At 62.8% G+C, this 13543-nt stretch carries 7 protein-coding genes; 4 read left to right on the forward strand and 3 right to left on the reverse strand.

Translation table 11 applies throughout. The annotated features are described in order from the left end of the window. Nucleotides 1-64 precede the first annotated feature (64 nt). Entirely contained in the window at nt 65-1816 is a 1752-nt protein-coding gene (locus NKI22_RS08450) for an outer membrane beta-barrel protein (RefSeq protein ID WP_352815574.1), read from the forward strand. Between the two features lie 129 nt (nt 1817-1945). Here NKI22_RS08450 and galU read toward each other — a convergent pair whose 3' ends face one another. Next, a complete protein-coding gene (galU, locus tag NKI22_RS08455; RefSeq protein WP_023719094.1) occupies nt 1946-2851 on the reverse strand; it encodes a UTP--glucose-1-phosphate uridylyltransferase GalU in 906 nt (301 codons plus the stop codon). 207 nt (nt 2852-3058) lie between these two features. Between galU and NKI22_RS08460 the strand changes: the two genes are divergently transcribed. Both NKI22_RS08460 and NKI22_RS08465 read left to right on the forward strand, forming a co-directional pair. Beyond that, nucleotides 3059-4285: a lytic murein transglycosylase gene (locus NKI22_RS08460; RefSeq protein ID WP_023719093.1), complete on the forward strand. Its 1227-nt coding sequence runs from the start codon at nt 3059-3061 to the stop codon at nt 4283-4285. Between the two features lie 26 nt (nt 4286-4311). After that, entirely contained in the window at nt 4312-5562 is a 1251-nt protein-coding gene (locus NKI22_RS08465; RefSeq protein ID WP_352815572.1) for an SGNH/GDSL hydrolase family protein, read from the forward strand. Between the two features lie 36 nt (nt 5563-5598). On the opposite strand, the gene NKI22_RS08470 is transcribed toward NKI22_RS08465, so the two are convergent. Further along, nucleotides 5599-7053, reverse strand: a complete 1455-nt coding sequence (locus NKI22_RS08470; protein ID WP_352815570.1) for a glutamate synthase subunit beta — start codon at nt 7051-7053, stop codon at nt 5599-5601. Between the two features lie 141 nt (nt 7054-7194). Next, nucleotides 7195-11925 (reverse strand): glutamate synthase large subunit, encoded by a 4731-nt coding sequence (gltB, locus tag NKI22_RS08475; protein WP_352494704.1) that lies wholly within the window; start codon nt 11923-11925, stop codon nt 7195-7197. A gap of 475 nt (nt 11926-12400) precedes the next feature. Between gltB and NKI22_RS08480 the strand changes: the two genes are divergently transcribed. After that, nucleotides 12401-13453, forward strand: a complete 1053-nt coding sequence (locus NKI22_RS08480) for a threonine aldolase family protein (protein WP_352790804.1) — start codon at nt 12401-12403, stop codon at nt 13451-13453. Nucleotides 13454-13543: the final 90 nt, after the last annotated feature.

Genomic DNA, 13543 nt, shown 5'->3' on the forward strand with positions numbered 1-13543 from the left:
TTAACCATCCCCATTTACGGTTTCGTAAGTATGGCGCGCGTGCGCCGCGCAAGCAGTGGTGCCGATGTCCGGGTTTCAGCCTCAAAACAAAATAGGACGAAAGGGCAACGCGGTTTGCGCTTTGCTGCTGGCAACCAGTGTCCTTGCGTTGTCGCGTCCGGCACTGCTTTGCGCCCAGGAAATCGAGCCGCGCGGTGAGGTTTCGGAATCGACAATCCTGGACGACCAGCCGTACAGGATCAGGCAGTTGGGCATGGCTGCTGCAACCGCCAACGACGATACGCCGCTGCCTACCTATCGTCCGGCCAGCCCGGGGGCCTTGCCTGACGACGGCACGGGCGAGGCGGCGGCCACAACCGGCGGCACTTTCGATCCACCAGCGGCCAGCGACGACCCGTTTGCCGACCCTGCTCCGCCGCCACGACGGCGGCCGAGCGCAACGCAACGCGCCGTCGAAGAAGGCAAGGCCAAAGATGAGGCCGTGGACAACAAGAAGAGCAAGAGAGGCGCCACTGCGACTGCAGCGACGCCGACGACCGACGACACCGACACCGCCGCCATAGACGAGCAGGATACGGCCAACCGCCGTGCGGTGACCATCGATTCCGCCGAAAGGCTCAAGCTCGACCCCGGCGCCGAGCGCACCGAAGCCATCGAAGGCCAGGACAAGAAGAACGAGGACGACCCGTTCGCCGCCACCGGCATCCAGCTCGGCTCCTTCGTGATCCGGCCGACGCTCGAGCAAGGCCTGACGTATTCAACAAACGCCGATTCGAGCAGCCTCGGCAAGCCGGCATTGCTGTCGGAAACGACGCTGCGCTTCAACGCCGTCTCCGACTGGCGGGAGAATTCGGCGACGATTGAGGGCTATGGCATCTTCCGCGAGACGTTGTCCGGCTATGACGTTCACGAGGCGCAAGGCCGCGTCGACGGCACGCTCAACATCGATCTCGACAATGATCTGCGCGCCATCGCCAAACTTGGCTACGAGGCCGTGCCCGAATCGGCCTCGGCGCCGGACGCCATCGTCGGCGCCGTTGGGCAGCCGGTGCGCCAGACCGTGAGCGGCAGCCTCGCCGTCGAGAAGGATGCGGGAAAGATGCGCTTCGCGCTGACCGGCGCGGTCGAGCACGACATCTTTGGTGACGCCAAGCTTTCGTCGGGGGGATCGCTGTCGCAGAAGGGCCGCGACTCGACGCTCTATACGGCCATTTTGCGCACCGGCTACGAGATCTCGCCTGCCATCACTCCGTTCACCGAAATCGAGGTCGGCCGGCGCGCTTATGATTTGCGCGTCGATCCAAACGGCTTCCAGCGCTCCTCGACGCGGCTTGGCGCACGGGCCGGCGTCGAGCTCGATCTCCGCGAGAAGCTTACCGGCGAGTTCTCGGTCGGCTGGCTGCGCGAAGCTATCGACGACGACGCCCTGCCGGCGATTTCGGGCGCGACGGTTAATGCCGATCTCAAATGGTCGCCGGAACGCGGCACCACGATCGGCCTCACCGCACAGACGACCGCCGAGAACACGACGAACGCGGGCGAAAGCGGCGACATGCTCTATTCCAGCAGCCTCACCGGCGAGCGGCAAATCCGCGCCAACCTGACCGGAAATGCCGCTCTCGGCGTTGAATGGCGCGACTATACCGGCTCCGACGATCATGATTTGACGCTGAGCGCCGAGGCTGGGCTGACATGGTGGCTGAACCGCTATGCCGGGCTCACCACCCGCGTCAGGACTGAAAAACTGACCAGCAACCTGGTTGGACGCGACTACACGGCCAACAGTATCTTCGTCGGCTTGAAGTTGCAGCGCTAATGCATGTCGCGCAAAAGTGTGCAGCGGTTTTGCGATAACGACATGCATAAAACAAGAACCTAAAGCGCATCGCATAAGGCTGGTCGAATGCGGCGCACTTTAGCCAGTCAGCGCGAACCGGTGTTGAAGCTAGAAGGCTACGCCGCGGCGTTCTGACGGCGCGAGTTCGTCGAGAAGCGTGCGAATGACACCGGCCATGCTTGCATTCATGTCGCTGCGCCACAGTGCGAAGGCAACGTTGGCCTCGACGAAGCCTTCGGGCGAGCCGCAGTCGAACGTCCGCCCGCGGTAGTGGTAGCCGTAGAAGGGCTGTTGCTTCTGCAGCTTCAGCATTGCATCGGTGAGCTGGATCTCGTTGCCGGCGCCTTTTTCCTGGCCTTCGAGTATCTTGAATATCTCCGGCTGCAGGATATAGCGCCCGTTGATGAAGAGGTTCGACGGCGCGGTGCCGGTCTTCGGCTTTTCCACCATGCCGGTGATGCTGAAACCGTGATGGGCGTCCTCGCCGCGGCCGACAATGCCGTATTTGTGCGCCTCGGCGGGATCGCATTCCTGCACGGCGACGATGTTGTTGCCGGTCTCGGCGTAAAGCTCGACCATGTCCTTCATGCAGCTTTTTTCCGACTGCATGATCATGTCGGGCAACAGCAGCGCAAAGGGCTCGTCGCCGACAAGCTCGCGCGCGCACCAGACGGCGTGGCCAAGGCCGAGCGGCACCTGCTGGCGGGTGAAGCTGGTCTGCCCCGGCGCCGGCTGCAGCCGCTGCAGGCGGGCGAGCTGATCATCCTTGCCACGCTGCGCAAGCGTGTCGTAGAGCTCGAACTGGACATCGAAGTGATCCTCGATGACCGCCTTGTTGCGGCCGGTCACGAAGATGAAATGCTCGATCCCGGCTTCGCGCGCCTCATCGACCACATACTGGATGACCGGCCTGTCGACGACCGTCAGCATTTCCTTGGGAATGGCCTTGGTGGCGGGGAGAAAGCGCGTGCCGAGACCGGCAACCGGGAATACTGCCTTGCGAACTCTCTTCATGTGCCAATTATCCATTTGCATGCCGGTTCGGCAATCCCGATTCGAGACATTTTCATGCCGAAATCGAGCATTACTGAACGACGGGACAGAAATCTCAGCTGGTAAAGCGTCGACGCATCTTTTCATCCCGGACGGCACCTATGGTAAACCAAATGCTAACCGGGTTCGGCGATGAATAGTCTTCCTGAGATAAAGAAGGAGGAAAAGATGTCCGTTCGCAACGTCGCAAGGCGCTTCACCAGCGTCCTGACGGCCGCCAGCCTCTCGCTTGCCTTGCTCATGCCCAGCGGGCCGGCTTTTGCCGATGCCGGCTTCCGCCAATGGGTCGCCAGCTTCCGTGCTACCGCCGTGGCGAGCGGCGTTTCCGGCTCCGTCTACGACCAGGCATTCAAGGGCATCAGCGATGCTGATCCGATGGTGCTGGAAAAGGCCCGTACTCAACCCGAATTCACCGCACCCGCCTGGGATTATTTCGACAACCGCGTCCATGACCAGTCGGTCGCCGTCGGCCAGCAGATGGCAAGGAAATGGAAGCCGTGGCTGGACAGGATCGAGGCAAGATACGGCGTCGACCGCTACATCCTGCTGGCCATCTGGTCGATGGAGTCGAACTACGGCGAAACCCTCAAGCGCGATGACATCATGCGCAATGTCGTGCGCTCGCTGGCGACGCTTGGTTATGCCGACCCGAAGCGCGCGAAATTTGCCCGCACCCAGCTGATCGCGGCGCTGAAGATCCTGCAGACCGGCGACATCGACGAAAGCCATCTCAGCGGCTCTTGGGCCGGCGCGATGGGTCATACCCAGTTCATCCCCACCAGCTACCTGTCCTATGCGGTCGATATGGACGGCAACGGCAAGCGCGACATCTGGAATTCGATTCCCGACGCACTGGCGACAGCCGCCAATTTGCTGAGGAAGAACGGCTGGCAGGCAGGCAAGACCTGGGGTTATGAGGTCAGCCTTCCGGACGGCAAGAAGCTGCCCGGGGGCTCGAAGTCGCTGTCGCAATGGCAGGCGCTTGGCGTCACCCGTGCCAACGGCAAGCCATTCAAGAACGGTGGGGACAAGGCGACGTTGAAGCTGCCCGGTGGCCGGGGCGGGCCGGCTTTCCTGATGATCAAGAATTTCTCGGTCATCAAGCGCTACAACAATGCCGACAAATATGCGCTCGCCGTGGGCCTTCTTGCCGACGAAATCGCCGGCTATGGCGGGCTTGTGCAGGACTGGAAGCGACCGTTTACCAAGCTCTCCTTCGAGGAAAGGCAGGAGCTTCAGAAGCGACTTTCCGAGCACGGCTATTACGACGGCAAGTTCGATGGCAAGATCGGTGACGGATCGAAAACCGCCATCATGGCCTTCCAGGCAAAGGCCGGCTTGACCCAGGACGGGTATCCGAGCAAGGAAGTGCTCAAATGGCTCAGGCAAAACTAGAGCCGGTTACGGGATGGAGAGGGTGATTGGTTTCGGCTGCGCGCATCCGGTTGATCGTTCGTCGCGTGCCGATCCTCGTTCTGGCGATCGTCGTTCTGGCAGTCGGCGCGGCCAGCGCCTTTCATACCTCGGCCATGGCGCAGGAGCCGGAAAGTCGTGGCTGGTCGCTGCGCGACCTGTTGTTTCCGCGCAGAAGCGAGCGGTTTGAGCAGCCGCCGCCCGAATTCCCGAGAGAATTCCAGAGAACAAAGCCCAGACCCAAGCTGAGGAAGCCCCGGTCCGTTCGCCGGCCGGCGCCGGCCGAGCCGACAATCCCGGTGGCCGAGAAGGCGCCCGATGCGCGCGTCGTTCTGGTGGTCGGCGATTTCATGGCGTCTGGACTGGCTGAGGGGCTCGACGCCGCCTTTGCCGAAAACACCGGCGTCAGGATTGTCGTCCGCGCCAACGGCTCGTCCGGCTTCGTGCGCGACGATGTCTACAACTGGCCCGAACAGGTCAAGTCGCTGATCGCTGCCGAAAAACCGGCAGCCGTCGTCGTCATGCTCGGATCCAACGACCGGCAGCAGATGCGCGTCGGCGATGTGCGTGAGCAGCCGCGATCCGAAAACTGGACCAAGGAGTACGAGCGCCGGACCGAAGCGCTCGGCAAAGCCATCGCTTCAGCCAAGGTGCCGTATCTGTGGGTTGGCATGCCGGCCTTCCGGGTCTCGAAAATGACCTCCGACATGCTGGCCTTCAACGACATCTACCGCTCGTCCGCCGAAAGCCACGGCGGCGAATTCGTCGATGTCTGGGACGGGTTCGTCGACGAGAACGGCGCCTTTATCACCAGCGGACCGGACATCAACGGCCAATCGGTGCGCCTGCGCTCCGACGACGGCATCAACATGTCGAAGGCCGGCAAGCGCAAGCTCGCCTTCTACACCGAAAAGCCGCTGATGAAGATCCTTGGGCTGGCCGCTCCGGGAAGTGTGGTCACAGCTTCTGCCCCGGCCGGCGCTCCCGTCGAGGCGCCGGCACCTGCTGCCGCACCGATAGCCGCCGATCGCACTGTGCCGATGCTGCTCAGCGATCCGGCGCTGGACGGCGGCTCGGAACTACTCGGCGCCGCCCCGCCGGCAAAGGCGGACAAGAATTTGCCCGGCGAAAAGCTGATCGTCGAGGGCAAGGCGACCGACGCCTCGCCCGGCCGCGCCGACGATTTCTCGTGGCCGCCCAAGATACAACCTGCGACTGCGGCTGCTGCATCCGACACGACGACGGCGATCCGGCAGTAAAACTGGCGACTCTTTCTGTAGAGTTTCGGAACGGACTCAGCGCGGCAGCACGCTCGATCCCATCAGAGACTCATCGATGGCGCGCGCCGCCTGGCGGCCCTCGCGGATTGCCCAGACGACCAGCGACTGGCCGCGCCGCACGTCGCCAGCCGCATAGAGCCTTTCGACGCTGGTTCTGTAATCGCGGTCATTGGCCTCGACGTTCTTCGAACGGCGGCTGTCGGTGACGATCGTCATCTGCCCGTCGAGTTCCGACACCGGCCCTCGAGCGGCTGGCCCGGCAAAGCCGATGGCGATGAACGCGAGATCGGCGCGGATGACGAATTCGGTGCCGGCGATCGGCTTGCGCTTTTCGTCGACCTCGCAGCATTTGACCCCGGTCAGCTGGCCGTCTTCGCCGATGAATTCAAGCGTCGCCACCTGGAATTCGCGCTCGGCGCCTTCGGCCTGCGAGGACGAGGTGCGCATCTTGGTCGCCCAGTAGGGCCAGACCGATAGCTTGTCTTCCTTTTCCGGCGGCTGCGGCCGGATGTCGAGCTGGGTGACGCGCACCGCGCCCTGGCGGAAGGCGGTACCGACGCAGTCGGAGGCAGTGTCGCCGCCGCCGACGACGACGACATGCTGGCCGCCGGCGACGATCGGGCGCGACGGCCATGCCACCGACTGGATCGGCTCGCCGCCGATACGCTTGTTCTGCTGCACCAGATAGGGCATCGCGTCGTGCACGCCGTCGAGATCGTCGCCCGGGATGTTGGCCGGGCGCGGCGTTTCGGAACCGCCGCAATAGAGCACCGCGTCGTATTCGGCGAGCAGTTCGGCGACCGGCTTGTCGACGCCGACATTGACGCCGCAATGGAAGCTGACACCCTCGCCCTGCATCTGCTCGATGCGCCGGTCGATATAATGCTTCTCGATCTTGAAGTCGGGGATGCCGTAGCGCATCAGCCCGCCCGGCCGGCTCTCGCGCTCATAGACGTGAACGTCATGGCCGGCGCGGCCGAGTTGCTGGGCGGCCGCCATGCCGGCCGGCCCCGAGCCGATGATCGCGACGCGCTTGCCGGTCTTCCGTTCCGGCGGATAGGGCCGGATATGGCCGGTTTCATAGGCCTTGTCGGCAATCGCCTGCTCGATCGTCTTGATGGCGACCGGAATGTCCTCGAGGTTCAGCGTGCAGGCTTCCTCGCAAGGTGCCGGACAGATGCGGCCGGTGAATTCCGGAAAATTGTTGGTCAAATGCAGGTTGCGGATCGCGTTGTCCCAGTCGCCATTGTAGACGAGGTCGTTCCAGTCCGGGATCTGGTTGTGGATCGGGCAGCCGGTCGGTCCATGGCAATACGGAATGCCGCAATCCATGCAGCGCGCCGCCTGTTTCTCGACCTCCTTATCCGACATCGGCAGCGTGAACTCGCGGAAATGTCGGATGCGGTCGGAAGCCGGCTGGTACTTGTGCACCTGCCGATCGATCTCGAGAAACCCTGTTACCTTGCCCATAGTCCAGTCCCTGCTGTCCGGAAGGCACGCCTGGCGACGCACCCGTTAACCTCATAAGGCAGCCGTGGCAACCTTCAGTCCGAGGTCAGGATTGTTGATGAAGATGGTTGCCGGGACGCATGGCTTCCCGGCTTTCCAAATCTATTCCGCCGCCACGTTCATGCGCATACGTTCCATCTCGATCAGCGCGCGGCGGTATTCGACCGGCATGATCTTCCGGAATTTCGGCCGGAAAATCGCCCAATCGTCGAGGATCTCGCGACCTCGTACCGAGCCCGTGTAGTGGACGTGGTTGGAGATCAGCTGGTAGAGCCGCTCCTCGTCATGGCTGGTCATATCGCCGGATACGTCGACACGGCCCTTGTGGTCGAGATCGCCGCCATGGTGGAGCAGCTTTTCCATCAGGTCGTCCTCTTCCGGAACCGGCTCCAGCTCGACCATCGCCATGTTGCAGCGTTCGGCGAAATCGCCCGCCTCGTCGAGCACATAGGCGACGCCGCCCGACATGCCGGCGGCGAAGTTGCGACCGGTCTGGCCGATGACGACGACGATACCGCCGGTCATGTATTCGCAACCATGGTCGCCGACGCCTTCGACGACGGCGGCGACGCCCGAATTGCGCACGGCAAAACGCTCGCCGGCGACGCCGCAGAAATAGGCCTCGCCCTCGGTCGCGCCGTAGAGCACGGTATTGCCGACAATAATGGACTCGGCAGCAACGATTTTCGTGTTCTCCGGCGGACGGATGACGATGCGGCCGCCCGACAGGCCCTTGCCGACATAGTCGTTGGCCGCGCCTACCAGTTCGAACGAGACGCCGCGCGCCAGGAAGGCGGCGAAGGACTGGCCGGCCGTGCCGGTGAGCTTGACCGAGATCGTGTCCTCGCGCAGGCCCTTGTGCTTGAAGCGCTTTGCCACTTCACCCGACAGCATGGCGCCGGTCGAACGGTCGACGTTGCGGATCGGCAGTTCGATGCTGACTGGCTGCCTGGCTTCGAGCGCCGGCTTTGCCAGTTCGATCAGCTTGCGGTCGAGCACGTCGTCGATCGGATGCTTCTGCCGCTCGGTCCAGTGCACCGCCTCGTGCGGCGCATCCGGCTTGTAGAACATCTTGCTGAAGTCGAGCCCGCGCGCCTTCCAGTGCTGGATCAGCTCGCGCTTTTCCAGAAGGTCGGTGTCGCCGATGATCTGGTCGAGATGGGTGTAGCCCATCTCGGCGAGCAGCGCCCGCACCTCTTCCGCCACATAGAAGAAGAAGTTGATGACGTGCTCGGGCGTGCCCTTGAAGCGCTTGCGCAGTACCGGGTCCTGCGTCGCGACGCCGACCGGGCAGGTGTTGAGATGGCACTTGCGCATCATGATGCAGCCGGCCGCGATCAACGGCGCGGTCGAGAAACCGAACTCGTCGGCGCCGAGCAGCGCGCCGATGACAACGTCCCGCCCGGTGCGCAGGCCGCCATCGACCTGCAGCGCGACGCGCGACCTGAGGCCGTTGAGCACCAGCGTCTGGTGCGTCTCGGCAAGGCCCATTTCCCACGGACTGCCGGCATGCTTGAGCGAGGTCAGCGGTGAAGCGCCAGTGCCGCCGTCATAGCCTGATATGGTGATGTGATCGGCACGCGCCTTGGCGACGCCGGCCGCAACCGTGCCGACACCGACTTCCGAGACCAGCTTGACCGATACGTCCGCCGCCGGATTGACGTTCTTTAGGTCGTAGATGAGCTGCGCCAGATCCTCGATCGAATAGATATCGTGATGCGGCGGCGGCGAGATCAGGCCGACGCCCGGCGTCGAATGCCTGACTTTGGCGATGGTCGCGTCGACCTTGTGGCCCGGCAACTGGCCGCCCTCGCCGGGCTTTGCCCCTTGCGCGACCTTGATCTGCATCATGTCGGAATTGACAAGATACTCCGCCGTGACGCCAAAGCGTCCCGAGGCGACCTGCTTGATCGCCGAGCGTTCGGGGTTCTTGCCGCCGCCCGGCAGTGGCAGATAGCGGTCGGCCTCTTCGCCGCCCTCGCCGGTGTTCGACTTGCCGCCGATGGCGTTCATGGCGCGCGCCAGCGTCGTGTGCGCTTCCCTGGAGATCGAGCCGAAGGACATCGCCCCGGTCGAGAACCGCTTGACGATGTCGGCCGCCGGCATGACCTCGTCGAGCGAAACCTTCTTGCGCCCAGTTTCTTCCGCGAGCCTGATCTTGAACAGGCCGCGAATGGTCTGGGCACGGGCCGTCTCGCTGTCGATCTGGGCGGAATAGTCCTTGAACGTTTCCCACGAGCCCTGGCGCACGGCGTGCTGCAAGGTGGCCACCGCATCCGGCGACCAGATGTGTGCTTCACCGCGCATGCGGAACACGTATTCGCCGCCCACCTCGAGGCTGTTGCGCAGCACCGGGTCGTTGCCGAAACCATCGGTATGGCGGCTGAGCGTCTCGGCCGCGATCTCGTCCAGTCCGACGCCCTCGATCAGTGTCGCGGTGCCGGTGAAGTATTGCTGCACGAAATCGGTCTTCAGCCCGATGGCGTCGAAGATCTGCGCGCCGCAATAGGACTGGTAGGTCGAGATGCCCATCTTGGACATCACCTTGAGGATGCCCTTGCCGATCGACTTGATGTAGCGGGAGACCACTTCGTAGGCGTCCACCTCTTTCGGCAGTTCGCCACGCTTGTGCATATCGAGCAGCGTGTCGAAGGCAAGATAAGGGTTGATCGCCTCGGCGCCATAGCCGGCAAGGCAGCAGAAATGATGCACTTCGCGCGGCTCGCCGGATTCCACGACCAGCCCGACCGAAGTGCGCAATCCCTTGCGGATCAGGTGGTGGTGCACCGCGGCTGTCGCCAGAAGCGCCGGGATGGCGATCCGGTCCGGCCCGACCTGGCGGTCGGACAGGATGATGATGTTGTAGCCGCCGGCGACCGCCGCCTCCGCCCGCTCACACAAGCGGTCGATGGCACCCTGCATGCCCGCTGCGCCCTCGTTCGAGCCATAGGTAATGTCGATCGTCTTGGTGTCGAACCGGTCCTCGGTGTGGCCGATGGAGCGGATCTTTTCGAGATCGCCATTGGTCAGGATCGGCTGGCGCACCTCGAGCCGCTTGCGGCGCGAATTGCCAACCAGGTCGAAGATGTTGGGCCGCGGCCCGATGAAGGACACCAGGCTCATCACCAACTCCTCGCGGATTGGGTCGATCGGCGGGTTAGTGACCTGAGCAAAGTTCTGCTTGAAATAGGTGTAGAGCAGCTTCGACTTGTCCGACATCGCCGAGATCGGCGTGTCGGTGCCCATCGATCCCACGGCTTCCTGGCCGGTGGTCGCCATCGGCGACATCAACAGCTTGGTGTCTTCCTGGCTGTAGCCGAACGCCTGCTGGCGATCGAGCAGGCTGACATCCCTGCGCAATTCGCGCGGCTCGACCGGCTTCAGGTCTTCGAGGATGAGCTGCGTGTTGGCGAGCCAGCTCTTGTACGGATGCCTGGTCGCAATCTCCGACTTGAGCTCCTCGTCAGAGACGATGCGGCCCTTCTCGAGGTCGATCAGAAGCATACGGCCGGGCTGCAGCCGCCACTTCTTGACAATCCTCTCCTCCGGCACCGGCAGCACGCCGGCTTCCGAGGCCATGATGACGCGGTCATCGTCGGTGACGATGTAGCGTGCCGGGCGCAGACCGTTGCGGTCGAGCGTGGCGCCGATCTGGCGGCCATCGGTAAAGACCACCGCCGCCGGTCCGTCCCACGGCTCCATCAGCGCGGCATGGTATTCATAGAAAGCCTTGCGGTCGGCATCCATGAGCTTGTTGCCGGCCCAGGCTTCCGGGATCAGCATCATCATGGCGTGGCTGAGGCTGTACCCGCCCTGGAACAGGAACTCGAGCGCATTGTCGAAGCAGGCGGTGTCTGACTGGCCGTCGTAGGAGATTGGCCAAAGCTTCGAGATGTTGTTGCCGAACAGTTCGGAATCGACGGACGCCTGTCGCGCCGCCATCCAGTTGTTGTTGCCGCGCACGGTGTTGATCTCGCCATTGTGCGCGACCATGCGGTAGGGATGCGCCAGCTTCCACGACGGGAACGTGTTGGTCGAGAAGCGCTGGTGGACCAGGATCAGCGCGGTTTCGAAGCGCGGATCGGTGAGGTCCTTGTAATAGGCGCCGACCTGGTAGGCCAGGAACATGCCCTTGTAGACGATGGTGCGCGCCGACAGCGACACGCAGTAGGAACCGATGTCCTTGTTGTCGTTCTCGGCGTAGATGCGGCCCGATATCACCTTGCGCAACAGATAGAGCCTGGCCTCGTACTCCTCGTCGTCAAGAATGTCGGCTGTACGGCCGATGAATATCTGACGATGGAACGGCTCGGACGCCACGATATCAGGCGCCGTCGACAAGGACGAATTGTCGACGGGCACATCACGGAAACCGATGAGCGGAAGCCCCTCGGACTGCGCCGATTCGGCAATGATGTCCTCGATGTGAGCACGAAGTGCTGCATCCTGCGGCATGAACCAGTGTCCGACACCGTACTGACCGGCCGGCGGCAGTTCGATGCCCTGGGCTGCCATCTCTTCGCGGAAGAAACGGTCTGGAAGCTGCACCAGCACGCCGGCGCCATCGCCGGCCAGCGGATCGGCGCCGACGGCCCCGCGATGCGTCAGGTTTTCGAGCACGGCAAGGCCGTCCTCGACGATCTGATGCGACTTCACGCCCTTCATGTTGACGATGAAGCCGACGCCGCAGGCATCATGCTCGTTGCGCGGATCGTAGAGGCCGTGCGCGGCGTAGCCGGTGCTGGTTCGCCCAATATTGGTCAGGGACGGATTTTTGACGACTGCCGCTTTCGTCTGCGCGGCCTTCGTCGCAGATGGCGTCATGTCCGTCATCGTCGTGTCCTCCGTTCCGTCCCTTTCGGGCGCTGGTTTCCGTCGGGAAGCGCGTGGCTCCCCTTTCAATCTTGCGGCACGTCTGGCGAAATTCTTGCCGACCGTGCGGCTTTCCGCATGGTTCGCATATGGTATTCGTACAGGCCAGAGCCAGGCTGTCTAGCTGTCGCTCGCGGCAATGGCCGTAGAGGCGCAATCATATGCCAATGCGGCCAGTTTTGTGCGACAAAATAAGACAGCACTACTGTCCTAAATTTTTATGACAGAAATCTTAAGCGCATACAAGACCGATTCACAAAATTATTGGAGCGTTGGCGACAGAAAATTGCGCGGAACGCGGCGACAGCGTAACCTTCAGTCGCTGCATCTACGGTCTGGCTTTCGCTGGCTTTAGCGGATTTTCGGCATCTGCCACTTGCGGCCGGCATGCGAAAGCGGCCAAGCTCGCACCAATTTTCCCAGCATAGGCAGACGCATGATTTTCGCTTCCGACAATTGGGCAGGCGCCCATCCCCGTATCGCTGCCGGCCTGTCGGCCCATACCGACGGCTTCTCCACCGCCTATGGCGACGGTGTCCTCGACAAGGCCGTTTACCAGCGCTTCAGTGAAATCTTTGAATGCGAGGTCGCGGTGTTTTTCGTGGCCACCGGCACCGCTGCCAATTCGCTGTCGCTGACTACCTATAACAAGCCAGGCGGCATTTCCTTCTGCCATCGCGAATCGCATGTCATCGAGGACGAATGCGGTGCACCGGAATATTTCACCGGCGGTTCGCGGCTTTATACAATCGACGGCGCACTCGGCAAGATCGATGCCGGCGATCTGGAACGGGCAGTGGACCGTTTCGCACCCGAAAACGTCCATTCCGGGCGGCCGATGGCGGTTTCGATCACCCAATCGACCGAGGTCGGCACCGTGTACACGCTGAACGAAATCGCCAGGATTTCGGCGATTGCAAAGCAGCACGGATTGCCGCTGCACATGGACGGGGCCCGCTTTGCCAATGCGCTCGTCGCGCTGGGAACGACGCCGGCGGAAATGACCTGGAAGCACGGCGTCGACATCCTTTCCTTCGGCGGCACCAAGAATGGCTGCTGGTGCGCCGAGGCGATCGTGCTGTTCGACCTCGAGCGAGCCAAGGAATTGGCGTTTTTGCGCAAGCGCGCCGCCCAACTGTTCTCGAAATCGCGCTTCATCGCCGCGCAATTCGATGCTTATTTCAGGGGTGGGCTATGGCTCGACACGGCACGGCACGCCAATGCGATGGCGGCACGCCTAGCCGCGGCGATCGAAGATTCCCCTTCAGCCCGGCTGGCCTGGCTACCGCAGGCGAACGAGGTCTTCGCGGTCATGAAAAAGGCCGAGGCCGAAAGAGTGCAAGCAGCAGGCGCCGTGTTCCACGACTGGCATAGGCCGCTCGGCTACGACAACCATGTCGGCGAGGACGAAGCTCTCTATCGCTTCGTCACCAGCTTCGCGACCACGGCCGACGAGGTCGACCGTTTCGGCTACCTGCTCGCCGGATAGCAAGTCTTACCACCAGCAAAAAGGGGCGGCGCATTTGCTGCACCGCCCCTTTTTCCCGGGGAGTTGGCGTCCCGGGAAGTTTAGCTGCCC

Source organism: Mesorhizobium sp. M0778, assembly GCF_040320105.1.
Taxonomy (GTDB): domain Bacteria; phylum Pseudomonadota; class Alphaproteobacteria; order Rhizobiales; family Rhizobiaceae; genus Mesorhizobium.